At 55.5% G+C, this 22,776-nt stretch carries 22 protein-coding genes; 9 read left to right on the forward strand and 13 right to left on the reverse strand.

Annotation, left to right across the window (positions count from 1 at the left end):
* The first annotated feature begins 46 nt into the window (after positions 1 to 46).
* Positions 47 to 517: a hypothetical protein gene (locus AC07OP_RS25510; RefSeq protein WP_495102952.1), complete on the forward strand. Its 471-nt coding sequence runs from the start codon at positions 47 to 49 to the stop codon at positions 515 to 517.
* A gap of 11 nt (positions 518 to 528) precedes the next feature.
* Here the strand turns inward: AC07OP_RS25510 and AC07OP_RS25515 are convergent, their stop codons facing one another.
* The 13 genes from AC07OP_RS25515 to ertD all read right to left on the reverse strand — a co-directional run bounded on the left by AC07OP_RS25515 (position 529) and on the right by ertD (position 13,356).
* Entirely contained in the window at positions 529 to 1,143 is a 615-nt protein-coding gene (locus tag AC07OP_RS25515; RefSeq protein WP_495102951.1) for a helix-turn-helix transcriptional regulator, read from the reverse strand.
* 108 nt (positions 1,144 to 1,251) lie between these two features.
* Positions 1,252 to 1,812, reverse strand: a complete 561-nt coding sequence (locus tag AC07OP_RS25520; protein ID WP_495102950.1) for a helix-turn-helix transcriptional regulator — start codon at positions 1,810 to 1,812, stop codon at positions 1,252 to 1,254.
* A gap of 11 nt (positions 1,813 to 1,823) precedes the next feature.
* Positions 1,824 to 2,741, reverse strand: a complete 918-nt coding sequence (locus tag AC07OP_RS25525; RefSeq protein WP_495102949.1) for a LysO family transporter — start codon at positions 2,739 to 2,741, stop codon at positions 1,824 to 1,826.
* Between the two features lie 119 nt (positions 2,742 to 2,860).
* The gene (locus AC07OP_RS25530) at positions 2,861 to 3,979 is read right to left on the reverse strand and encodes an aminotransferase (protein ID WP_495102948.1); all 1,119 of its coding nucleotides are present in this window, start codon (positions 3,977 to 3,979) and stop codon (positions 2,861 to 2,863) included.
* A gap of 42 nt (positions 3,980 to 4,021) precedes the next feature.
* Positions 4,022 to 4,984 (reverse strand): ornithine cyclodeaminase family protein, encoded by a 963-nt coding sequence (locus AC07OP_RS25535; RefSeq protein WP_495102947.1) that lies wholly within the window; start codon positions 4,982 to 4,984, stop codon positions 4,022 to 4,024.
* Positions 4,985 to 5,192: 208 nt separating this feature from the next.
* On the reverse strand, positions 5,193 to 6,515 hold the full coding sequence (locus tag AC07OP_RS25540; protein ID WP_495102946.1) for an HAD family hydrolase: 1,323 nt from the start codon (positions 6,513 to 6,515) through the stop codon (positions 5,193 to 5,195).
* A 116-nt stretch (positions 6,516 to 6,631) separates the two neighbouring features.
* Positions 6,632 to 7,408, reverse strand: coding sequence for an ABC transporter substrate-binding protein (locus AC07OP_RS25545; protein WP_495102945.1), 777 nt, complete (start codon positions 7,406 to 7,408; stop codon positions 6,632 to 6,634).
* A 120-nt stretch (positions 7,409 to 7,528) separates the two neighbouring features.
* Positions 7,529 to 8,668, reverse strand: a complete 1,140-nt coding sequence (locus tag AC07OP_RS25550; RefSeq protein ID WP_495102944.1) for a succinylglutamate desuccinylase — start codon at positions 8,666 to 8,668, stop codon at positions 7,529 to 7,531.
* Positions 8,669 to 8,927: 259 nt separating this feature from the next.
* On the reverse strand, positions 8,928 to 9,275 hold the full coding sequence (locus AC07OP_RS25555; protein WP_495102943.1) for a helix-turn-helix domain-containing protein: 348 nt from the start codon (positions 9,273 to 9,275) through the stop codon (positions 8,928 to 8,930).
* Positions 9,266 to 9,595, reverse strand: coding sequence for a HAMP domain-containing protein (locus tag AC07OP_RS25560; RefSeq protein WP_495102942.1), 330 nt, complete (start codon positions 9,593 to 9,595; stop codon positions 9,266 to 9,268). The genes AC07OP_RS25555 and AC07OP_RS25560 overlap by 10 nt, the downstream gene beginning before the upstream one ends.
* Before the next feature lie 111 nt (positions 9,596 to 9,706).
* Positions 9,707 to 10,630 (reverse strand): LysR family transcriptional regulator, encoded by a 924-nt coding sequence (locus AC07OP_RS25565; protein ID WP_495102941.1) that lies wholly within the window; start codon positions 10,628 to 10,630, stop codon positions 9,707 to 9,709.
* Between the two features lie 94 nt (positions 10,631 to 10,724).
* Entirely contained in the window at positions 10,725 to 11,984 is a 1,260-nt protein-coding gene (gene ertE, locus AC07OP_RS25570) for an N-carbamyl-l-glutamate amidohydrolase ErtE (protein ID WP_495102940.1), read from the reverse strand.
* A 1-nt stretch (position 11,985) separates the two neighbouring features.
* The gene (gene ertD, locus AC07OP_RS25575; protein WP_495102939.1) at positions 11,986 to 13,356 is read right to left on the reverse strand and encodes a hydantoin-5-propionate amidohydrolase; all 1,371 of its coding nucleotides are present in this window, start codon (positions 13,354 to 13,356) and stop codon (positions 11,986 to 11,988) included.
* Between the two features lie 197 nt (positions 13,357 to 13,553).
* Here ertD and hutU point away from each other — a divergent pair, with 197 nt between their 5' ends.
* The 8 genes from hutU to AC07OP_RS25615 all read left to right on the forward strand — a co-directional run bounded on the left by hutU (position 13,554) and on the right by AC07OP_RS25615 (position 22,745).
* A complete protein-coding gene (gene hutU / locus AC07OP_RS25580) occupies positions 13,554 to 15,248 on the forward strand; it encodes a urocanate hydratase (protein WP_495102938.1) in 1,695 nt (564 codons plus the stop codon).
* A 9-nt stretch (positions 15,249 to 15,257) separates the two neighbouring features.
* Positions 15,258 to 16,766 carry an amidohydrolase family protein gene (locus tag AC07OP_RS25585; protein ID WP_495102937.1) on the forward strand — a complete coding sequence of 503 codons (1,509 nt, stop codon included), beginning with the start codon at positions 15,258 to 15,260 and terminating at the stop codon, positions 16,764 to 16,766.
* Between the two features lie 37 nt (positions 16,767 to 16,803).
* On the forward strand, positions 16,804 to 18,330 hold the full coding sequence (gene hutH / locus AC07OP_RS25590; RefSeq protein WP_495102936.1) for a histidine ammonia-lyase: 1,527 nt from the start codon (positions 16,804 to 16,806) through the stop codon (positions 18,328 to 18,330).
* A gap of 101 nt (positions 18,331 to 18,431) precedes the next feature.
* Positions 18,432 to 19,205 (forward strand): ABC transporter substrate-binding protein, encoded by a 774-nt coding sequence (locus tag AC07OP_RS25595; protein WP_087694500.1) that lies wholly within the window; start codon positions 18,432 to 18,434, stop codon positions 19,203 to 19,205.
* Positions 19,206 to 19,298: 93 nt separating this feature from the next.
* On the forward strand, positions 19,299 to 19,988 hold the full coding sequence (locus AC07OP_RS25600; RefSeq protein ID WP_495102935.1) for an ABC transporter permease: 690 nt from the start codon (positions 19,299 to 19,301) through the stop codon (positions 19,986 to 19,988).
* Entirely contained in the window at positions 19,985 to 20,749 is a 765-nt protein-coding gene (hisM, locus tag AC07OP_RS25605; RefSeq protein ID WP_087694435.1) for a histidine ABC transporter permease HisM, read from the forward strand. The genes AC07OP_RS25600 and hisM overlap by 4 nt, the downstream gene beginning before the upstream one ends.
* A complete protein-coding gene (locus AC07OP_RS25610) occupies positions 20,746 to 21,504 on the forward strand; it encodes an ATP-binding cassette domain-containing protein (protein WP_495102934.1) in 759 nt (252 codons plus the stop codon). Before hisM ends, AC07OP_RS25610 begins: the two co-directional genes overlap by 4 nt.
* A gap of 29 nt (positions 21,505 to 21,533) precedes the next feature.
* Positions 21,534 to 22,745 (forward strand): M20 aminoacylase family protein, encoded by a 1,212-nt coding sequence (locus AC07OP_RS25615; protein WP_495102933.1) that lies wholly within the window; start codon positions 21,534 to 21,536, stop codon positions 22,743 to 22,745.
* Positions 22,746 to 22,776 lie beyond the last annotated feature (31 nt).

Below are 22,776 nucleotides of genomic sequence, written 5' to 3' on the forward strand. Positions count from 1 at the left end.
TAGAGATGTTGCAAGAAAGCGTCTTGGTAAGGTGACGTTTCCGGGCATGCGCCTGAGTCACCTGGTGGTGCCAGAATCTCTGGCGGACGCGTTCAGCAAGGGCATGACGCAACTTTACCGACCAGGATTTCCGCCCATCCAGGCAGCGATGGCGGATTTCATGCAGGAAGGCCATTTCGCCAGTCACATCCGAAAGATGCGGGCAATCTACGCGACGCGCAGGAGTCTGTTGCAGCAAAACCTGAAGCATTACTTTGGCGATGCCGTGCAGTTTTCTTCGGGGCAGGCCGGGATCCACCTGGCAGTGACCATCGGCGCCGCGGGTACAGCTCGAAAAATGATTCAGTTAGCCCCTGCGCACGGTTTGACGCTGCGGGGTGCCTATCACATTAATCCAGACAGGCTCGGCGATAACCTGTTGGTGCTGGGATACGGCGGTGTGAAAGAAACTGATATCGAAGGTGCGGTGAAACGTTTGAGACGGCTGTATGACGTCGTTCAGTTCGGGCAGGCGTGATCCGCTGTACATCACGCGGCTTCACGCAAAAGCTTCACGTACTTGTAAACAGTGGCTCTTCCCATAGACAGTACGTTGGCGATGTAATCCGAGGCACTACGTCCTTCAAAAGCGCCTTCGGCGAACAGTGCTTCCACCAACAGTCGTTTATCGTTGCGTGTCAGTCCTGGCAGTGAAAGGTTATGTTCCTTGAGCCAGGCGTGCAGAAAGGTATTGATACGTTCTTGCCAGTCATCCCGGAACAGTGCATCAGGCTGCGGTAGCAGACGGCTGGGCTCGAAGAAATTGTTCAGTGCTTCCCGGGCCATTTCCAGTACTGTGAAATTCATATTGATGCACAGCAGAACCTCTGGCTCGTCATCATCGTTTCTCAACACGCTGGTGATGGAACGAATTTTCTGACCGTTCCAGTTGAGTTTTTCGTAGGGTCCCAGGTTGCTGACGGATGCGAAGTCGCCGGGCAACTCATCCAAGGCAGAATCATCCCCCAACTGTCGTTTTGAAATGTTATTCGCGATATGAACGATTCTTTGCGTTTTTACATCGTGAAGGATGACTTCTGCGTGAGGAAAGTAAAGCAACGCAATGCCGTCGGCGATGGTCTTGTAGTCGTTAAGTTTTTTCATGCTGGGGTAGATCGCAAGAGAGTCCATTAGGGGCACAAATGTAGCAGTTACGCGGTTTGACTACGAGCCACGGTTTGATGCAATCATGAAGCGGAACACTACAGCGGGTCATATCGATTTTCGCAGGGACCTCAGATGGTTGAAGACTGATGTCCTGCTCATTTTCAGCTCGCTGGCCACGACGTCAGCGGCATTTTTGCCCTCAAAAGCACCTTCGATATGCAACGCTTCCACCAGCATCGTTCTGTCGTGGCGATTCAAGCCCTCAAGTGCCAAGTTGCGCTTTCTCAGCCAGCGCTGGATGAATGTATTAATGCGTTTTTGCCAGTCATCCTGAAACAGCGCGTCACGTCCAGGGGAGATTTGACGAGGGATCAAGAACTGGGTGAGTACCGCAACCGCTGTGTCGAGTGCCGAGAAGTTTACATTGATGCAAAGCAGTGCCTCCGGCTCGTCCTTGTCGTTTTTCAACACAGTGGTAATCGAACGAATTCGCTCATCACTGCGGTTGGGATTCACATAGGGGACATTGCTGTTGATGCCCTCCAGGTGTCCTGATACATAGAGTGTTACGTGTGTCCTGGCATCGTGAATAGTCACCTCGGCATGGGGGGAATACAGCGTCGCGATGCCATCAGCAATGGCTTTGTAGTTTTCAAGATTGTTCATGACGCGAACGCTCACAACGTCAGGAAGAACGCGATAAACAGGGGTGAAACCACAGTCAGAATCAGGCCGCTGACAACAGCAAAGGGAATGACTTCTTCGGGGCATGTCGCGCGAACAATCGGCAAGGTTGAGTCCAGCGAAGTAACGCCGGTGGCGCCAATGCAGGCCAGAGGCGCTTTCATGCCGCAGATGTAAAGCAGGGTGATAGCCAGGAGTTCTCGCAGGAGGTCTGCTATCAACACCATCGAGCCGTAGGACTCGCCCAGTGTTTCGCTGACCATTGCACTCGATAAACTCATCCAGCCGAATCCCGAAGCAAGCACCAGTCCGATTTTGAGTGGCTCATCGACTATCCAGGCAGCTAGAAGTCCACCCGATAATGTGCCCACAACCGTGATGAGGGGAACGGTGATGGATCTGAAAGTGAAGAGATCGCGGCCCAACTTCATCTTGGCCAGTTCGATACCCACCAGAAAAACCAGCACGCAAATCATGTCTCCCAGTGCGGGCTTCCAGATTTGCCGAGTGATCCAGTCGATCGGCAAATGAGCATAGATTGCCCCCAAAGTGACAATGGACAACGTGACGGTGCAACTCTTCAACCCTGCGGCAAGAGAACTGAGCAGTTGCGTCAGCTTGAAGGCAGGTTTGCGATCATTCGTGGCTGTGAACAGATGAATCAACAGCCAAGTGGCAAGGGTACAGGCCATGGCAAAGGTGATGCCGACAAGTAGGGATCTTGCCGCCAACTGCGGATTGCCGAGCACGTTGCCAAACTCTGCACCCAGTGAAAAAAGCAGCACCCAGACCAGTATCCCGACGCATCGTGAGACGTAGTTTCGATACTGAACGTTGACGTATTGGCCGAGCCCAAGCCCCAAGGCAAGTGCCAAAAGAATAGGCACAGTCGCCCATAGTGCGTTGTTCATTCTTTACTCTTGCTACCCAAACGAGTAATTACCAATCGAAGTGAAAACGCCGACGGCACAGCGTCGGCGTCTTTCATCAGGCCATGCCGTGGCACTGAGCCAAGGCATGCCGGGAGAGATCAAAGTTCGGCGAGGAATTGCGAAACCTTTTCCAGGCCTTCTTTCAGGACCGAAAGATTGTTGGCATAACCAATACGCACATAACCTTCGATGTCCAAAGCACTGCCTGGCGTGAACATGACGCCTTTGCTTTCCAGCAGCTTGACGCACAAGTCACGGGAAGACAGATCCACGTCGATCTTCAGAAGGGCAGTGGTGCCCGATTTCGGTTTGACGTACGAAACTTTGGATTCTTTGGCGATCCACTGATCCAGATACTCGAGGTTGGTACGAGTAATGGACTTGTTGCGGGCCAGGATCTTGTCCTTGTTTTCCAGCGCAATGCAGGCGAAATGGTCATCCAGCATGCCGACGCTGATGGTGTTGTAGTCACGGTGAATGGAGACGCGATGAATCAGGTCGGTTGGCGCAACAATCCAGCCCAGGCGCAAGCCGGCCAGCGAGAACGCCTTGGACATGCTGGCTGTACTGATACCTTTTTCGTACAAGTCTGCCACCGAGACAGTGAAGCCATTACCGTCCTGATCAATGCCGCGGTAGACCTCGTCACTGAGCAGATAGGCCCCAACAGAACGGGCAATCTCCACGATCTTTTCAAGCAGGGCCTGATCCATCAACGCGCCGGTCGGGTTGTTCGGGTTGTTGATGGCGATCACTTTGGTGTTCGACCGGACCAGCGCATTCAGCTCTACCAGATCAGGCAGGAAAGCGTTTTCTTCACGCAGTTTAAGAATCGAAACATCGGCGCCGTAGCTCTCGGGAATCGAGTAATGCTGCTGATAAGTCGGCGCCACGGAAATAACGTGATCACCTGGTTCAACGAGGGTCTCATACACTAGGGCGTTAGCACCGATCGCACCGTGGGTGATGATGACGTTGTCCTTGCTTTGCTTCGTGTACAGAGCCGCCACACTGTTGCGCAGGCGATCAGAGCCTTCGATGGCGCCGTAAGTCATCTTCAACGGCAGCAGCTCGGCGAGAATGCTCTCTTTTTTACCGGCCATCTCCAGCAGTTGCTCGATGGTCAGGGATTCCACGCAGGTTTCCGCCAGGTTGTACTCGCATTTTGTTTCGTACGCGTTCATCCAGATTTCAACGCCGAACTCTTTGATCTTCATTTCAGTACCTTTTGTTTTGATTTGTCAGTTAGCGAGCGGCACTCAACGTTGAGTCAGCGCCTTGTAGATTTCCAGAGAGACAGCAACATCCTCCAGTCCCAGACCGATGGAGCGGAAAAAAACGTGGCGGTTGTATTCGGGCAATGGCGCTGTCCCGTTTGCCAGCTCTGCCAGATCGCCAACCAGTTCTTCGGTTGACCACAACCCGCGTTCGGCGGCGATCACCATCTCTCCCGCCGCCAGTGGAGTCGTGTGTCGGTAATCGCAATACACGTCCATTTTCGGCAGATCCTGCGGCGCAATTTCATGTGCCCGATAAGCATTGGTGCTGATTGAGGTGATGAGTGTGGGCTGCCCGAGAATTTCCGTCTGCAAAACAGGTTTGGGTGACGAAGTGCAAAGCATCACGACGTCCGCATTGGATACCGCCTTCGATTGCAGTTCACAGAGCGTAATGCGTGGATCGATGGCCAGAATCGACTCGCGCTGTTCGTCATTCATGGACGGAATTTCGAGGGAGTAGATAGAGATTTTTTCCCATTCCCGCAGACCCTTTGCGAACTCCACATGCCGCAATGCAATAGGACCGCTGCCAATCACCGCCAGGCGCTTGCTGTCCTTGGGGGCGAGGTGGTCGATTGCCAAAGCGGTGGTTGCAGCGGTACGCAGGGTGGTCAGCAGACCCGCGTCTGCCAGCAAGAGCGGAGTGCCGGTGTCCATGGACATCAGCATGGACCAGGCAGTTACGAGTGGTTTGCCGTCGGTCTTGATGTAAGGAGACGTTTTAATGCCATACACCTTTTCTTCGCTCATGACCCCCAGGTAATTGATGAAGTCTCCCTGCCCATTGGGGAACTCCACCAGTTGCTGTGGCGGTTGCACGGCGTTGCCGGCACCCAACGATTCAAACAGGTGGCGCATTGCAGCCAGTACATCCAGCAGTGGGAGCAATGCCCTGACATCCGATTCCTGGATGATGAGGGGAGCTTGAAAAAAAGTGGACATGGACGTTGCTCTCAAAGGCGGCTGCAGAAAGGCAATCACGAAGAGAAATAATCTCGCGTGGACATAAAATCCATTATGGACATTCTTTCTGTATAGGCAAGCGTTTTTTCCTTCAGAAGCTGCGCGACCACGATCCAGAATCAAAAATGATTCCGGGGCCTGAAGGCCCCGGAATGACACGGATGTGATGCTTACATGTGACGCGGATTCAAGGCGTGTCGGGGCGCAGCAGGCGCGCTTCGGTGCTACCGATTTTCAGTGTTTTTTCGCTTGGGGACCAAAGGCCGATACTTTCATCGACGCCTTGCAGAACCCAGCGAGGATTAGGCTTGCCAAGCTGCTCTGCTGCCTGGCGCGAAACCTTGCCGAAATCCCCAGAGCTCAGGTGGTTGACGATCAACCCCAATTCAACCTTGGGCAGCAGGCTGAAGTTGCCGTAATCGGAGTTGCTGTCACCGGCAATGAATACCGGCTCACGGTCGCCTTTGCCGGGAGCGATCAGCTGACGCACCAGCGCAGGTTTGCCTTCACGGTAGGAGACCGGGTAGTCCTTTTTGCTTTGCGCCAGGTACTGGCCCTTGTCATTGGTCTCCAGGCGCAGGCCGAATACGTGGTTGGCCGGGAGCTGGTAACCAAACTCGGGGCGAGTGGCGATGGTTCTTACCAAGGGCTCGAAACCGGCGGACACCACGAATACGTCAATGCCGTTGCGCCGCAGAACGTGCATCAGATTGGCGATCTCCGGGACAACACGCATGCCGTCATTGAACGAGATCTTTACCTGCCCTGATTGTCCCGCCTGGGTTTCGGGGCTGGTCAGCTCGACCTTGGCGATGCCGGTTTGCAGGCTGTGTCGAATGGAAGCCAGCGCTAACGCATCGACTTCACTCTCCGTCATGTTGGCACAGAAGAATATCTCCCAAGGGTAGGCGACCAGTTGCCCGTGGGAATCGATGATGGCCCCAAACAAGAAATACAGTTTGGTCTTGAAGTCTTTGAATGCATCGGTCTGGGTAACGGTGGCAAGAGACTGCTTGCCAGCCATACCTTCATAGTTGTTGTAGAGATAGAGGTAGTCGCGTTCGATATCGGCCGTCAGCTGCGCAAATGTGAGGGGTTTGCCCGCTACGTTTTTGACAGATTCCGACAGCGCCTTATCGGGAATGGTCTTGCGCAACACTTCGCTGAATTCTGCGGGGCTCAACTTGTAGGCCAGTTGATCCATCTGGTAGAGGAAGAATTTGTCAGTAACGTCATTGATGATGCTGGTGTCGTCCCAGTCAAAAACCGCATAGGCGCGCTTTGATTCGGCGGTGTCGTCGGGGACTGCGTGTTTCGCGATCAATTGTTCGATCGCAGCACGGGTCGTGGGTGCCCATTTACCTTCATCAAGCTGAAACTTGGTGTCAGTTTCAGTGGCCTGGCTCTGGGTTAGAACCGTCATCAGCACGGTTGCTATCAGTGTGTTGCAGGACAATTTGAGCATGATCGACAAACCTTTTAACTGTTTGCAAAAGGCGTATAAATCCATGCACCAGACACAGGACGTCACCGGAGATAACTTTTCCCGGTGCCTGGTGCGTGGATCGGCGAATTGAGTGAGGAACGCGTGGGTAGAGAACTACCCTCGAGTATTGATATCAGCGATTACTTGCCATAAACGTCGAAGTCGAAATACTTCGCGTTGATGGCCTGGTAGATCCCTTTCGCCCTCAATGCCTTGATGGCGTCATTGAAGCTTTGTACATGCGGCGTATCGCCTTTGCGCAGTGCGATACCGATGCCATCACCAAAGTACTTTGGATCGGTCAATTGCGGGCCAGCAAAGGCGAATCCCTGGCCGGTAGGCAGCTTGAGAAACGACTCGCTGAGAATGATCTGATCAGCGACGGTTCCGTCAAGGCGGCCGGAATTCATATCCAGATAGATCTCGTTTTGCGAGCTGTAACGCACGATCTCTGCACCATTGGGCGCCAGGACTTCCGTCGCGAAACGGTCATGAATACTGGAGCGCTGCACACCGATACGCTTGCCGCTTAAACCGGAGAGGTCATCACCAATTTGAGTTCCACTTTTCATCGCCAGCCGAGCGGGGCTCTGATAGTACTTGTCGGTAAAGTCGACAGATTTTTTGCGCTCTTCGGTGATCGACATCGACGACAAAATCGCATCGACCTTTTTGACTTTCAGCGCCGGTATCAGGCCGTCGTATTCCTGCTCGACCCATTGGCATTTGACCTGCATTTCTGCACAGAGCGCATTGCCGATATCGTAATCAAAACCAGTGATTTCGCCGTTGGGAGTCTTGGAAGCAAAGGGAGGATAAGCTGCCTCGATGCCGATTTTCAGTGGTTGATCTGCTGCGTGGGTCATGGACATTGAAAAAGCGAGCGTCAGACCGCTGAACACTGCGAGTATTTTCATTTTTACATGCCTCAGGTTGATTGTCGGTTTTGTTGGTGAAGCCGCAAAAGCGGCTCGCCAAGGCAGCTTGAAAATTGAATCGTTATTACTTGTTGATAGGTTTTGTACCTACTCTGTCTTTTAGAAAGCGTGCATCAGCTGACCCGTTATGCGTCCTGGAAGCGGTTCGGTTCCCGCCGCCATACCGATTCGTTGGCCTGCTCGAACCAGTCTGATGTGGTGCCTTGCAACGAGAACGCCATTCACAGGACTCACTACCGGAAGACGCGGCGTTCCGAGTTGCATGTCCAGCGGCAGGATTTCGGCGATGATGTCACCGCGCTGTACGGTTGAGCCGAGTGCTTTTTTCCAGGCAATGATGCCTGTGGCGGTTGCTTCCAGATGGGCGACACCTTCCAACGGGTAGACGATCACCTGTTCTGCTTTGATGGGGGGTTCCGAGGCGTTTTTCTGTCGAATCAGACCTTCTGCGCAGAGAAAGCGGAGCAAGCCCAATGCATCTTGTTCGGCAATGTCATCTTCAACATCGGCTTGGCCGCGCAGCTCGACGGTAGCGGAGAATCCGAGATGCTCCGCGTCCACGAATTCCTTGGAGTACAACGTCTTCCAGGCTTTGGCATAGGCCTCGTCCAGCGGAAAACCGCCGGCTTCTTCCTCTAGAAATACCGCCTTGACCCCCATGCCTGTCGCAAGGCGTAGCGCACGTTCGCGCTGATTAAGGTTGGCGTAGATGTGCAAAATGCTGGAGGTGTCGCAGTGCAGGTCAATAAAAAGGTCGTGCTGCAATGCCTCATGCAACAACAAGTATTTGTTAGCGGCGACTGTTTCGGCCGGTATCGAATCCCCGAGTGCAGACAGCATCAGCGCCTTCATTGCCGCAGTGTCGTTATGAGCGGGTCGCATCGTTGTCAGCACGGACTCCAGCTTGGCAATGATGTTCGGGAAGTTGCGGTTGAAGTTTTCACCATTGGCGAGATTGAAGCGTCCAGGCAGTTGGCCAAAGACTTGTTGCCCCATGCCGACTGGGTTGGCGAAAGGCCTGACCACGATTCGGCCGTTAATCAGACCTTGCTGTTCCAGCTGTTGCAGATGATTCAGCAGGTGCTGGATGACAAGTAGTCCTGGGTGTTCGTCGGCATGCAACCCCGCCTGGATGTAGGCACTACGTTGGCTCGCCCCACCACTGAACGTGTGCTTGCAAAGCTTGTGCACAACGCCTGGAGTCTGCGAGGGAAGGTTGGTTTCTACGGTGTGGGCCATGCCTGCGATCCATTTTTGTGTGATATTTATCCATAGTGGACTTATTGTCTCTGTCGATCAAGAGGCTGGTTGCCGTTTCGGGAGACGAAAAAAGAGCCTGCGACAGGCAGAAGAGTTTTCTCGTCTTATGCCGACAGAAGTAGCTGGATAGAAACGCAGGCTGAACTATGGGGGAGTTGTGGCAGACGGAAGGAGTGAGCGAGCAACACCAAAGATGTGTACTCGAATGATCTACGTATTGATGAATACGCTGATTTTCTTATGAAGAAGGGGCGGATGTGTCTTTGGCTAATGATTGAGCAACGATCATCAATGACTCTTGGTTTTGCTGGTCCAGACTGCGGTAGGTTTTCAGCAGGTTTGCCTCTGATTCGCTTAGCTGGTGCAGATCTACCGTGATGGTTTTTCCTGAAATAATGTAGAAGATATCCAAGCCCTCGGCCTGCGCCTTACTCAGATACTGTAATCCTGCATTCATTTCCCTCGATTCATAACTGACTTGGGTTCTTCGTGAAATACCTATTAGGCGGGAAAAATCTTCCTGGTTGTATCCAAGTCGCTTTCGCTCCTCTTGCAGGCGCATACCCATTGACACTTTTACTTCCAATCGTCGCCTCCGGGCGCCAGTTTCATGACAAAGGGTGCGGTAGACGCTCCCAGATTCAGATTTTTCAGGAAGGCACTATTGTGTACATAATTTCCATGGTGGACTTTTGAGCTATGTCTTGCAAGAGTGTCGTATGTCACGATGTCTACATCCTTTACGAATTTTTCGCCGCCTGCTGTGAAGGTATTAATGGCGTTTGTCAGCTCGACGAACTCATCCTGATTGATAACGGGCAGGCGACGCGTCAGATCTCCCTCACCCCGAGCGATATCAGTCATGGCGCCGTTCATGTTGGCTAACGGACGCATCAGCAACTTCATGAGCATGCTCTGCACAAGGAAGATCAATGCTGTCGTGACGATAATCGCTACTAGCACGGTTAACCGAAATTGCTTGAGCGATGCATAGGCTTTGTCTTCCCAGCGAAATGCCTAGCTTTGAGTAAGTCGGAAAGCGTCCATGATTGCTTCCTGCATCAGGCCGGCTGTTCTGGACGCCCCTTGAGATTCACGAGCGACGACAAACACCGGGCGCTCTACCATGAACTCGGGTAGTGGCAGGCGATACAGTGCATCGCTCGCCACCCAGGGTTGAGCAATGTGGTCGGGGACGATCCCCACAAAGCCGCCGCTCAACAACAGCTGCACAGTCCCCTCGACATGGTGGGCCAGGGCGCAGGAGTTCTGGAGGAACGAGGCAGGTGCCGCGTCCTGCACCAGGTATCCACGGCGAACATAGTGTGCTGTTTGCTCGACAATCTGGCGGGCCTTTTCTTCGCTTTTGCCGAACGCTTCATGATGACGACCGCAGTACAGCGCAGAGGCTTCACTGCCAATTACCTGATAGGTCAGAGACGGAAGGTCCGATTTGCAGATAGTGACGCCTACCCCGGCTTTTTTTTCCGCGACCGCTCGCTCTACTGCGTCGGGTGGTGCCACACCGATGCTGAGGTTGACCAGCGGATAACGGGTGCAAAAACTCTGCAGGGCCGATGCAATAGGGTTGCTGGGTGTGAAGGCGCAGTGATCGATCAGCCACAAACTCAACTCACCTTTGACTTCACCTTTTGAACTGGCCAGGGTTTCGCGAAATTCGTCGATCGAGTCGAGCAGGCGAAGTATCGCCGTGTACGCGACTTGCCCTTCCTGAGTCAGCTGAAAGCCGCTACGACCACGATGGCAAAGCTGACTACCGAAGCGACTTTCCAGATCCGACAGTTGCCGGCTTATGGCGGAAATGCCCATTCCAGTCGCCTCTTCGGCGGCGGATAGCCCACCGCATTCGACGACTGCCTTAAACAGTCGCCAGTGTTTCAAATCAATGTCGTGCAGAGGGGGAACCGATGGGGTGTTCAACTTTTTATACTCCAGGTGCAGGGAGTAGAGCGCTTGCGTCAGCAAGACGTGTCGCGCTCGGCCTTTTGTTAGTGTTGTACACCAAGTCAATTGTTTAGGAGAGCTGGCTATCCAAGTGAATCAGGGTTTCAGCCAGAACTCGGGTGCCGTCCAACAGTTGTTGCTGGTCCAGCCACTCTTCAGGACAATGACTGCGACCATTCAGGCAGGGGACGAACACCATCCCCATAGGGCCGGTCGCGCCGACGTAAACCGCGTCATGTCCGGCTCCGCTGGGCATGGTCTTGTGCGAATAACCTAATCGTTCAGCTACCTGGCTGACGGCTTCAATCACGATGGGCGAGCAGTCCGTTGGATCGGCATAGGTCAACGCTACCGAATCGACTGTCAGTCTGAGATCAGCCAGTGCGGGTGCACAGCCATCAAGCAGTTGTTCCGGAAAGTCAAGCAGTACCTGTTTTGAGTCGCTGCGTACCTCCAGGACCATTTCCACTTTGCCGGGCACGGCATTCGGCACATTGGGGCTCACGTCCAGCCGGCCCACTGTGGCAACCACGTAGTGAGGATTACCGCTCATGACGGCGGCCATTTTTCGTGCCTCGCGAATCAGCTCAGCCGCGCCGACCAATGCGTCGCGACGCAGATCCATGGGTGTGGTACCCGCATGGTCAGGTAAACCGTGGACAGTGATACCGACGCGACGGATACCCACGACGTTGGTGACTGACCCGATAGGCAAGCCGCGGCTTTCCAGAACGGGGCCTTGTTCGATGTGGAGTTCAACAAATGCTGCGGTGCTGTTGGGGGCCCTGAGCGCTTGGCCGAGGGCCTTTGGATCGCCACCAATACGGGTCAACGCTTGTGCCAGGCTTTCACCGGCGCGGTTCTGCGAGGCCAGCATTTCAGGGCTCAGCAAACCGGAGAGCGCCCGGCTACCGACGCAGGAAATGCCATAGTCGCTGGGCTCTTCGGAAAGAAAGTCGATCACCTGTAATGGATGGCGCAAGCGCCGATTGGCGTCCTTCAGCGCATGGGCGACTTCGAGAGCGGCCAAGACGCCGATGATGCCGTCAAACCGGCCACCGCCGACCACGGTGTCGCAGTGCGAGCCACTGATAAGTGGTTTCATGTCAGGCTCGCTACCGTCGAGTTGACCGATCAAATTGCCACCGGCATCCAGGGTTACCGTGAGGCCCGCCGCCTCAAATTCAGCTTTCAACCAGTGCCTGGCTTGTTCGAACTCGGGTGAGAAGGCGCGCCGGGTCCAAGGCATGTGTGGCAGAGTGAACGTCGAAAGGGTGTTGACCCGGTTCCAGAGACGGTCAATGTTCAGTTGCAGCGGTGAGTCGGTCATGTCAGTACGTGCTCTTTGTTGGCGTGCAAGGGCGAAGGAAGCGGCCGTATCCCGGTTTGTTGAGGATCTTTCCTTGATCGAAAACACTCTGGCCACGGCAGTAAGTTGTCTTGACCCGGGCCGTGAACTCCATGCCTTCGAATGAACTCCACGTCACCGCGCTCAAGCTGATTGAGGGGTCGTAGCGATAACGCTCTTGTGCCAACACCACAAAATCGGCGTCCTGACCTATCGCAAAATCACCTTTACGGTCATTTAGAAGGAAGTGCTTTGCGGGGTTGTGGCTGAGTTGTCGGACCACGAGCGAAGGGGCCAGGCCTCTGGCCATGGCGCCGGTCCAAAATGCCGGCAGGAGTGTTTCGAGCCCAGGCCCCCCTGATGAGTTACGGAATACATTGGGATTACCTTTGCGCTCCAAACCCCAGCTGACGTGGTCAGACGAAACGAAGGTGCAATGACCTTTGGCAATGTGATCCCACAGTTTTTCGGTTTCAGCCTTGGGCCTGATGGGAGGGTAGTGTTTGGTTTTGGCGCCGAAGCGCCGCGTATGTTCTTCATGGTTGAGCATCAAGTACTGGATGCAGGTCTCGATACTCGTCTTGTGCCCGGCCTGGCGATACATCTCGCACAACTCGAAGCCACGACCGGTTGATACATGAACCGGATGGGCGCGAGCGCCTGTTTGTGCGCCAATTTCATAGATCAATGCCGTGGCGAGGTCTTCAACCAGGGGCGGATGAGCCCGAAGGAACGCATCCCAACCGGTGTCATTGGCTTCGATCAGGCGACTGATGTTTCTGCGAGTCAGTTCCTGCATCTGATTGTGCACACCACACACCAAACCAGACGGTGCGATCAAGGTGAACAACTCGGCCAACAGATCCTCTTCGATTCGCGGAAAGCGGCCTGGCGCTGCTTCAAACGTCGAGAACTTGAAGGCGCAAGCCCCGGCCTCGATCAGTCCAGGTATGGCTGCCACTCCGTGGGTTTCGTTGACAGTGGCGAACAACCCGACATCGACATGACAGGTGTCTTCGACTTCTCGGGCTTTGCGAATCAGTTGTTCAGCGCAGGCCACAGGTTCGGGGTCGTCATAAGGCATATCAACCATGACAGTAATGCCACCCGCAGCGGCGGCGCGGCTGGCCCAACCCAGGCCTTCCTGGTTGGCCTGACTACCCGAATGCACTTGCCCATCGATTACACCGGGCAAAATCCATTGTCCCCGCTCATCCAGCGTATCCCTGGCCGCAGGTGGCTCACCGCTTCCGCGAGCGGCAATGCGTCCGTCACTCACGGCTAACCAGCCGTTTTCTACTGTTTGCTGGCTGTCGACGATGCGTCCACGTACCACCATGTCAAAATCACTCATACATCAGCCTCGTCATCAGGTGAATAAGCTTTGAGCGAGTATCGACAGCGGGTGACGAGCCAACCATGCAGCAAGTGGCAACTTCACTTGCAGCATTTGGCATAGTTCTAAGTCGCTGAGGTTTGAATAATTCGAGCCATTCAAGGGGAAGCCTGCCAAAGGTGCTTCCGCATTAACCTAAGCGAGAGTGGCTCGACATGACTCAGCAAAAAGCCAAACAAATCATGGCTGCGCGTGGCAGTACTTTGCGGTGCAAGGGATGGAAGCAGGAGACCATCCTGCGCATGCTGGAAAACAACCTGGAAAATGCTGAGGACGCTTCGCGATTGACTGTCTACGGCGGGATCGGCAAGGCCGCGCGCAACTGGGAAAGCTATGATGCGATCGTCGAGTCGCTCAAGGCGCTGGAGAATGACGAAACCCTGGCGATTCAATCGGGCATGCCGGTAGCCATTTTCAAGACCCACCGGTTGGCACCGCGGGTGGTCATGGCCAACAGCAACGTGATCAAGGCCGACTGGCCGAAATTCTATGACCTCAGTGCTCAAAACCTGACAGCGTTCGCTTCGTACACCGCCGGCCCGTGGCAATACATCGGCAGCCAAGGGGTGATCGAAGGCACCTTTGAGACCCTTGCGCTGGTGGCAGATCGTCATTTCGACAGTGAACTGAAAGGCCGCATCTTCTTTACTGCGGGTCTGGGTGGGATGGGGCGCTCGCAGCCATTGGCAATGAGCATGCACGGCGGTGTGAGTGTCACCGTGGAAATTCGCCAGCAGAGCATTGTCGATCGTCTTGCCGCCGGATATGCCGATGTTCAGGCCGCTTCCCTGGAAGACGCTATTGAAATGGCGGAGAGCGCCAAGCGTGAAGGGCGGGCTCTGTCGATCGTTGTGTTGGGCAACATGGTCGATGCGCTGGAACAGGCGCTTGACTATGGCTGGCGGCCAGATGTCGTCACCGAAATGTGCCCGTGCCATGACCCGTTTGCGCTGATTCCCTCCGGGCTGACTCTGGAGGAGGCCGCTGCGTTACTGGAAACCGACCGTGACGCCTACATGGCCAGCTCTCGCCAGTCGATGATACGAATTGTACGAGCGATGACACGTTTCCAGAAAGCCGGTTCGGTGGTGTTTGAATACGGCACTTTCGTGCGCAAGGAAGCGGTCGATGCGGGAATGTCCAAAGAGGAAGCCTTTGCCTATCCGGGTTGCATTGCCGAATACGTGCGGCCGCTGTTTTTCCTCGGTAGAGGACCGTTCCGCTGGACCTGTGTTTCCGGCGAAGTCTCTGACCAGACGCGTTTGGATGACCTGGCGCTGGAGATGTTCAAGGACGACAGCCTCGTCACTCGCTGGATCACCACCTCCCGTCACCGCTTGCCGGTAGAAGGCTTGCCGGCACGTATCTGCTTCCTAGGGTTTGGCCAGCGCCGAGCTTTCGGTCTTGCCGTCAACGCCTTGGTGCGTTCCGGTGAACTGGCAGGCCCGGTGGCCTTCTCCCGAGACAACCTGGATACAGGTTCGATTGCCAACCCGGCGTTTGAAACCGAAAACATGCTCGACGGCTCCGACGCGATCTCCGACTGGCCGTACCTGAACGCCTTGCTCAACGTTTCGGCGATGGCCGATCTGGTGGCGATTCAGTCCAACGGCACCATGGGGATATCCGCCCATACCGGCGTGACCATGATTGCCGATGGTTCGGAGGAGGCCGATCTGCGTCTGGATGCGTGCCTGACAACGGACTCGGGTATTGGTGTCGTGCGCCATGCACAAGCCGGTTACCCAATGGCCAAAACCGTTTCCAAAGGGGAAGGGCCGTTGACCGACAACGCCATTCAAATTCCTCTCTGGTGGTCTCCTCAAGCCACTCAGTACCGCGGAAAATAGGAAGTCGTCATGGCCCTACTTCATTTGATCGAACAGGTCAGCGTGGTCGGCATGGGAGGTGCGGCCGCCCAGGTCGTAGATGTATTGATCGACGGCGATCGTTTTGTGGGCCTGGCGCCGCGAATCGATCTCTCGACGGTCAATCTCGACGAGCGTACGGACGGTCGGGGCAAGTTACTCATTCCCGGTTTGATCAACGCTCACCATCATTCTCATGATCGTTTCGACAAGGGCCGTTTTTCCGGGATTCCACTGGAAATCTGGATGGGCTTGTACAACCCGCCATCCTATCGGCGTGGATGGACCGCCCGCGAGGTGTACCTGCGCACATTGCTCAACGGCATCGAGATGCTGCGAAGTGGCATCACCACTGTGGTCGATGACATTCACTTCGGCGGTCATCTGGAACCGGAGGTCGTGCATTCGGCGTTTCAGGCTTATTCGGATCTTGGCATTCGTGCCGACGTGAGTGTTGCGTGGTCTGACCGGCCATTTCAGGAGGGTATTCCCTACCTGGCCGAGCGGCTGCCCAACGAGCTCAAGGGCAGTGTGCCGATTCAGGCAGCGGATCGAGTGCTTGAGCATTGGCAAGAGCTAGCCCGCAGCTGGAACGGCCGAGTGCGCTTTGTATTTTCACCTTCCGGTCCACAGCGCTGCAGTGCCGGTTTTCTGCAGCAGACCTGGGCACTGGCCGAGCAATACGACCGCCCCGTCCTGATACATCTACTGGAAACCCGAATCCAGGCGCTCACCGCTGCAAAGTTCTATGGCAAGCCGATGGCCGCGTATATGGACGATTTGGGTCTGTTAACGCCCCGTAGCGTGCTGGCCCACGGCGTTTGGCTCTCACCTGATGAACTCGATCTTATTGCCAAAAGAGGCTCCAGTGTCGTGCACAACCCGGCCTGCAACATGAAGCTGGGAAGCGGGGTAGCGCCCATCGCCGAAATGCTGCGACGCCAAGTAAACGTCGGTCTGGGAACCGATAACAACAATGGCAATGACCTTAACTCGATGTTTGATGCCATGCGCCTGGCAGCACTCTCCAACGCACTGCTTGATCAAAGCGACACCTGCCCGGTGGACGCCATGCAGGCGTTCAACATGGCCACGCTCGGTGGCGCCAAAGCCATCGGGCGAGGTGGTCAGACGGGTTCGATCGAGGTCGGTAAACAAGCCGATTTCTGTCTGATCGATCTTAAGACCAGTGCATTCACGCCGCTCAACGATGCCTTGACGCAGTTGGTTTTTTGCGAACAGGGAAACTCTGTGCGTGACGTGTACGTGGGGGGACGCAAGCTGGTGGATCAGGGCCGAATCACCCGCATCGATGAAGAGGCGTTGATGCTTGAGTTGATGGAGCGCATGCCGACCCTGCAAGGACGGGTTCGTGGCGGGCAGCGCGCCAGTGAAATCCTGCGGCCGTATCTCGAGGGGGCTTATCGAGATTGCCAGGACGACCCACAAATGGAGGGCATGCGCCATTCAATCAACCAGTTCGACCGAAAACCGATTTAGTTCGCTTCAACTCAATTTACAAACAGCGAGAAAATACATGAACACACTACAAAAAATTGTCCCGGGCGAAACACGTATTTCTACCTGGCGTGCCATTTACAACGGGGCTCCGGCTCGCCTCTGCGACAACGCTCGGGCAGGCATCGAAGCAGCCGCCAAGATGGTCGATACACTGGTCGATAGCGGTCGTGCTGTATATGGCTTGAACACCGGATTCGGCAAATTGGCCAACGTACGGATCAGCGACGCGGATCTTTGCCAGTTGCAAAAGAACCTTGTGATGTCGCACATGACCGGCTACGGCCCTGCACTGGACGCCGATGTTGTTCGGCTGGTCATGGCTTTGAAAGTGGCCAGCTTGGGGCGTGGAGCTTCAGGCGCGCAGTATCGCACCGTGGAATTGCTCGAAGAGATGCGCGAGCGTGGCGTGATCCCGTTTATTCCTGCTCAGGGGTCTGTGGGGGCCAGCGGTGACTTGGCGCCCCTGGCGCACATGACCGCTGTTATGATCGGCATGGGGCAAGCCTGGTTTGAAGGAGAACTGCTCGACGGCGGCGAAGCCCTTGCTCGTGCAGGCTTGACCCCGATCGTGCTGGCGCCCAAGGAAGGCCTGGCGTTGATGAATGGCACTCAGGTATCGACCGCACTGGCGCTGACCGGCCTGTTCGCTTTGGAAAACGCGTTCATGGCCGCCATCGCGATCGGCAGCATTACCACCGAGGCGCTGGCGGGTATCGCCAGCCCGTTCGACCCGCGTATCCAGGCATTGCGCGGTCATCCAGGGCAGATCGCCGTAGGCGCTGCCTTCAAGCGCCTGCTCGACGACAGCCCGATGCGGGCCGTTTCCCAAGCGTCCGGCAAGGTGCAGGACCCCTATAGCATTCGCTGCCAGCCGCAAGTGCTGGGTGCGTGCCTGGACCTGATTCGCAACGCAAGTGTCACCTTAGAAATCGAGAGCAACGCGGCTTCCGATAACCCGCTGATTTTCGTTGAAACCGGTGAAGTGATTTCCGGCGGTAACTTCCACGCCGAGCCGGTAGCGTTTGCCGCAGACATGTTGGCTATCGCCATTACCGAAATCGGCAACCTCTCCGAGCGTCGTTGCAACTTGCTTCTCGATCCGGCGTTTTCGGGTCTTCCGCCGATGTTGACCGTCGATGCCGGACTCCACTCGGGCTACATGACCGCACATATTTCGGCGGCAGCCATGGCCTCGGAAAACAAACAACGGGCCACCCCGGCGTCCATCGACACCATCCCGACAGCGGGTAACCAGGAAGACCACGTGTCGATGGCCACTCACGGCGCCCGCCGTCTGCTGGAGATGACTTGTACCTTGCGCGGGATTCTCTCTATCGAGGCGCTGTGTGCGGCCCAGGGTCTGGATCTGCGCGGCGGCGAGTTGTACAGCGCGCGCCTGGCACCGGTGATTGCCAGCATTCGCAGCAAAGTACCGGCAATGAACGTGGATCGGCCCATTGCGCCGGACATGGCCAGCATTGCCGAGTTAATTCGCAGCAGCGAGCTGGTCGAGGGCTGCCCGGATCTGAAGACACTGTTCTAAGAGCATCACCCATCGCCTGCCAGATCTGGGGCCGGCGATGGATAACAACAATCCAATCGAAACTTCCTGAAGTCTGCCAACTACCTCATAGAGAAATAATCATGAATAAGAATCTCGTTGTAGCTTGTGTGGTGTTGCTCCTTTGCGCCACTGGGGCAAAGGCCGAAGACGTGCTGCGCCTGGGCGTGGACCCGACCTATCCACCGCTGGAATACCGTGATCCGCAAGGCAAGATGATCGGTTTCGATATCGAATTGGGTGACGAAATCTGCAAGCGAATGGCCGTTAAGTGCGAGTACGTCCAGAGCAGTTTTGATGGTTTGATTCCGGGCCTGCTGGCGCGCAAATTCGACGGCGTATTGTCGAGTCTGTCCATCACTGAGCAACGCCTGAAGCAGATCGACTTCAGTGACAAACTCTCCAACCCCTCCACACGCCTGGTTGCTCGCAGCGGCTCAGGAATCTTGCCGACACCCGCCGGACTCAAGGGCAAAACGGTCGGCTATCAGCAAGGCACCATTCAAGAGTCCTATGCGCGTGCTTATTGGAAAGTTCCGGGCATCAAGCTGCAGGCCTATGCCAGCCAGGACCAGGTTTACGCCGACTTGTTGAACGGCCGTATCGATACCTCATTGCAGGATGAAGTGCAGGCGAACTATGCCTTTTTGAAAACCGATCAGGGCAAAGGGTATGAGTTTGCCGGCCCGATACTCGTCGATGCCAAGGTGTTAGGCAGCGGTACTGCGATAGGTCTTCGCAAGGAAGATCAACACCTCAAGAGCGGTATCGACAAAGCCATTGCCGGGATGCTGGCGGATGGCACCTATCAGAAGATCGCCAGCAAATACTTCGACTTCGATATCTACGGCGGTTGATGGCAGGCACGATTTGCGGCCATGACGGTTCGTTGAAAGTCCTGGCCAGCCCTGTGTCGATCTGTTCTGTACATCTATTGCGAGTGATGCGCCATGCAATGGCTTGAGTATCTACCCTTGATTGCGAAAGGCGCCTTGAGCACTGTCGAACTGGCGCTGGTAGCGCTGGTTCTGGCTCTGTCTCTTGGGCTGATTAGCGCGTTGGCAAAACTGTCAGGCAAACCCTGGCTGACCTTTCCCGCCCAGTGCTACACCACCCTGATCCGGGGTGTTCCGGATCTGGCGTTGATGTTGCTGATCTTCTACACGATCCAGATCGCGATCAACCAGGTCACCGACAAGCTTGCGTTGAGTCGTTTCGACATTGACCCCTTTGTTGCCGGCGTCATGACCCTGGGTTTTATCTACGGTGCGTATTTCGCGGAAACCTTTCGTGGTGCGTTTCTGGCCATCGATCGAGGTCAGGCCGAGGCCGCCAGTGCCTATGGGCTTTCGTCTCGGCAAACCTTTCAAAAAGTACTGCTGCCACAGTTGATCCGCTTCGCATTGCCAGGCATCAGTAACAATTGGCAGGTTTTGGTCAAGGCGACTGCGCTGGTCTCGATCATCGGGCTCAGCGATCTGGTCATGGCGGCTCAGGAGGCGGGGCGCAGCACCCACAACACGCTGATGTTCATGGTGCTGGCCGGCGGTGTTTATTTCTGCCTGTCAGGCTTTTCCAGCTTGCTCTTGTACTGGATCAAGAACCGTTCTGCCGGTTGGGTGCGGGAGGCCGAACTATGATCGATCTCTTTCAGACCTATTGGCAGAGTTTTCTCTGGACCGATGGCCAGCAGTGGAGCGGGGTGGCTGTCACCTTGATGCTGTTGATCGCCTCAACGCTCGGCGGCTTTGTTTTGTCGATTCCTTTGGCGCTGGGCCGGGTGTCGTCCTCGCGTCCCTTAAGCGCGGTGATCTGGTTGTACACCTACACCTTTCGGACCACTCCGCTGTACGTGCAGTTGCTGATTATCTACAGCGGCTTGTACAGCCTGGCGTTCATCCAGAACACAGCCGTCCTCAACAACTTCTTTCGCGATGCCTATTGCTGCACGTTGTTTGCTTTCGTGCTCAATGAATGCGCCTACATGACGGAGATACTGGTCGGCTCTATTCGCGCGAGCAGTCGGGGCGAAGTTGAAGCGGGCAGGGCGTTTGGCTTGAGTGCCACGGTACTCAACCTCAAGGTAATCCTGCCCGGCGCATTGCGACGAGCGCTGCCGGCTTACAGCAACGAAGTCATCTTCATGCTTCACGGCACCACACTTGCGTTCACCGCCACGGTGCCGGACATCCTCAAGGTGGCCCGTGACGTCAATGCTGAAACCTATGCGACGTTCACCACCTACGGTCTCGCGTCCCTGCTGTACCTGATGATCTCGTTCTGCATCATTGCCAGTTTCAATCGTGCCGAGAAACGCTGGCTGCGGCACCTCAAGCCCCGCAAGAACAAAACAGCCGTTGAGCACTCCGTCCCCCTGATGAAAGAAGGCAGCCTGGTATGAATGCCCTGACCGTTGAAAACATCCACAAATCCTACGGCAACCATAAAGTCCTGCATGGGGTTTCCTTGAGCGCCAAGCGCGGCGAAGTCATCAGCATTATTGGCTCGAGCGGTTCCGGTAAAAGTACCTTTTTGCGTTGCATCAACTTTCTCGAGCAGCCTGATAGCGGCCGGGTCAGCCTGGATAACTTGAGCATCGATGTTGGCGCGGGCAAACCGATCCGCCCGGATCGCCGTGCCTTGCAAGGGCTGCGTACCCGGCTGGCGATGGTGTTTCAGCACTTCAATCTCTGGGCGCACATGACTGTGCTGGAGAACGTCAGTATGGCGCCGGTGCATGCGCTCAACGTCAGCAAGGAAGAGGCTCGTACCCGAGCGATTGCCTATCTGGAGAAAGTCGGGCTGGATGCCCGTTTCCACGACAGCTACCCGGCACACCTGTCCGGCGGCCAGCAACAGCGTGTAGCGATAGCCCGTGCACTGGCGGTCGAGCCCGAGGTCATGCTGTTCGATGAGCCGACTTCTGCCCTGGATCCGGAATTGGTCGGTGAGGTGCTGAAAATCATGCAAGAGCTCGCACAGGAGGGCCGAACCATGGTTGTCGTGACCCATGAAATGAGTTTCGCTCGGCACGCTTCAACTCAAGTGGTGTTTCTGCATGGTGGCAAGATTGAAGAGCAGGGCAAGCCTGAACAGCTTTTCGATAACCCGCAAAGTGCACGCCTGCGCCAGTTTCTTGCATTAGACCTCAAGTGATCGATCAACTATCTGGCCGGAGAGTGGTGATGAAAAACACAGACTGGATCAGAGTGCCCGAGGCGATCTATGCCCTGCGGCGGGACATCCATCGCCATCCGGAGCTGGCCTTCGAAGAGCAAAGGACCTCTGATCTGATTGCTTGCACGCTCGAGTCGTGGGGGTTGAAGGTTCACCGGGGGCTTGCGGGTACCGGAGTGGTAGGTATTTTGCGATGCGGTACCGGCAACAAATCCATCGGCTTACGGGCGGACATGGATGCACTGCCGATCCAGGAGCACAACCAGTTCGATCATGCCTCCATCCACGAAGGAAAAATGCACGCCTGTGGCCACGATGGTCACTGTGCAATGTTGTTGGCTGCAGCGTTTGAACTCGCGCGTACCCGACGCATTGACGGAACTGTATATTTCATTTTCCAGCCGGCCGAAGAAAGTGATGCTGGGGCCCGGCGCATGATCGAAGAGGGCCTTTTTGACCTGTTCCCGATGGATGCAGTATTTGGTATGCATAACTGGCCCGGTCTGGAGGCGGGACAGTTTGCTGTACGTCCGGGGGCGATGATGGCATCCGATACGGAGTTTCGTATCCGTCTGTTTGGTAAGGGCGGACACGCCGCGTTACCGCAGCAATGCATTGATCCTTTGCAGCCCTTGATGCACGCCGCCCAGGCGTTGCAGAGCATCATTACGCGCAATCTGGATACCCAGGACCCGGCAGTGATCTCCGTCACGAACATTCATGCCGGCAGTGATGCAAGCCTGACAGTCATCCCGGATGACGCTTGGTTGGGCGGGACGTTCAGGGCATTTTCCCGTGATGCCATGAGCTTGATTGAAACGCGCATGAGGGAGATCGCCAACAGCGTCGCGGCCGCTTTCGATTGCCGCGCGGAAACCTCGTTTAAATCCGACTATCCACCCCTGATCAACCACCCTCGTGAGACAAACATCTGCATCGAGGTCCTGCGCGAACTGGCCGGCGAAGATCAAGTCGTCACGGATGGCAAGCCCACCATGGCCGCCGAAGACTTTGCCCACATGCTCGAACATAAACCGGGTTGCTATGTGTTCATCGGCAACGGCGAGGGGGCTCATCGTGGCGCCGACCATGGTCCTGGACCTTGTGTTCTGCACAATGCGAGTTTTGATTTCAACGACGATATCTTGCCGATCGGAGCCACTTACTGGGTTCGCCTGGCTGAAACCTGGCTATCGGAAGGCAGCCTGAAAAAACCGTAGAAACCACTGCGTTGATCCAACGCGTGAAACC

The sequence above is a fragment of the Pseudomonas sp. GW821-FHT09D08 genome, from assembly GCF_059416305.1.

Coding starts and splice junctions, on each gene's coding strand:
- AC07OP_RS25510 (WP_495102952.1), top strand. CDS start 47: ATGCGCCTGAGTCACCTGGTGGTGCCAGAATCTCTGGCGGACGCGTTC.
- AC07OP_RS25515 (WP_495102951.1), bottom strand. CDS start 1,143: ATGAAAAAACTTAACGACTACAAGACCATCGCCGACGGCATTGCGTTG.
- AC07OP_RS25520 (WP_495102950.1), bottom strand. CDS start 1,812: ATGAACAATCTTGAAAACTACAAAGCCATTGCTGATGGCATCGCGACG.
- AC07OP_RS25525 (WP_495102949.1), bottom strand. CDS start 2,741: ATGAACAACGCACTATGGGCGACTGTGCCTATTCTTTTGGCACTTGCC.
- AC07OP_RS25530 (WP_495102948.1), bottom strand. CDS start 3,979: ATGAAGATCAAAGAGTTCGGCGTTGAAATCTGGATGAACGCGTACGAA.
- AC07OP_RS25535 (WP_495102947.1), bottom strand. CDS start 4,984: ATGTCCACTTTTTTTCAAGCTCCCCTCATCATCCAGGAATCGGATGTC.
- AC07OP_RS25540 (WP_495102946.1), bottom strand. CDS start 6,515: ATGGATTTATACGCCTTTTGCAAACAGTTAAAAGGTTTGTCGATCATG.
- AC07OP_RS25545 (WP_495102945.1), bottom strand. CDS start 7,408: ATGAAAATACTCGCAGTGTTCAGCGGTCTGACGCTCGCTTTTTCAATG.
- AC07OP_RS25550 (WP_495102944.1), bottom strand. CDS start 8,668: ATGGCCCACACCGTAGAAACCAACCTTCCCTCGCAGACTCCAGGCGTT.
- AC07OP_RS25560 (WP_495102942.1), bottom strand. CDS start 9,595: ATGAAGTTGCTGATGCGTCCGTTAGCCAACATGAACGGCGCCATGACT.
- ertE (WP_495102940.1), bottom strand. CDS start 11,984: ATGACCGACTCACCGCTGCAACTGAACATTGACCGTCTCTGGAACCGG.
- ertD (WP_495102939.1), bottom strand. CDS start 13,356: ATGAGTGATTTTGACATGGTGGTACGTGGACGCATCGTCGACAGCCAG.
- hutU (WP_495102938.1), top strand. CDS start 13,554: ATGACTCAGCAAAAAGCCAAACAAATCATGGCTGCGCGTGGCAGTACT.
- AC07OP_RS25585 (WP_495102937.1), top strand. CDS start 15,258: ATGGCCCTACTTCATTTGATCGAACAGGTCAGCGTGGTCGGCATGGGA.
- hutH (WP_495102936.1), top strand. CDS start 16,804: ATGAACACACTACAAAAAATTGTCCCGGGCGAAACACGTATTTCTACC.
- AC07OP_RS25595 (WP_087694500.1), top strand. CDS start 18,432: ATGAATAAGAATCTCGTTGTAGCTTGTGTGGTGTTGCTCCTTTGCGCC.
- AC07OP_RS25600 (WP_495102935.1), top strand. CDS start 19,299: ATGCAATGGCTTGAGTATCTACCCTTGATTGCGAAAGGCGCCTTGAGC.
- hisM (WP_087694435.1), top strand. CDS start 19,985: ATGATCGATCTCTTTCAGACCTATTGGCAGAGTTTTCTCTGGACCGAT.
- AC07OP_RS25610 (WP_495102934.1), top strand. CDS start 20,746: ATGAATGCCCTGACCGTTGAAAACATCCACAAATCCTACGGCAACCAT.
- AC07OP_RS25615 (WP_495102933.1), top strand. CDS start 21,534: ATGAAAAACACAGACTGGATCAGAGTGCCCGAGGCGATCTATGCCCTG.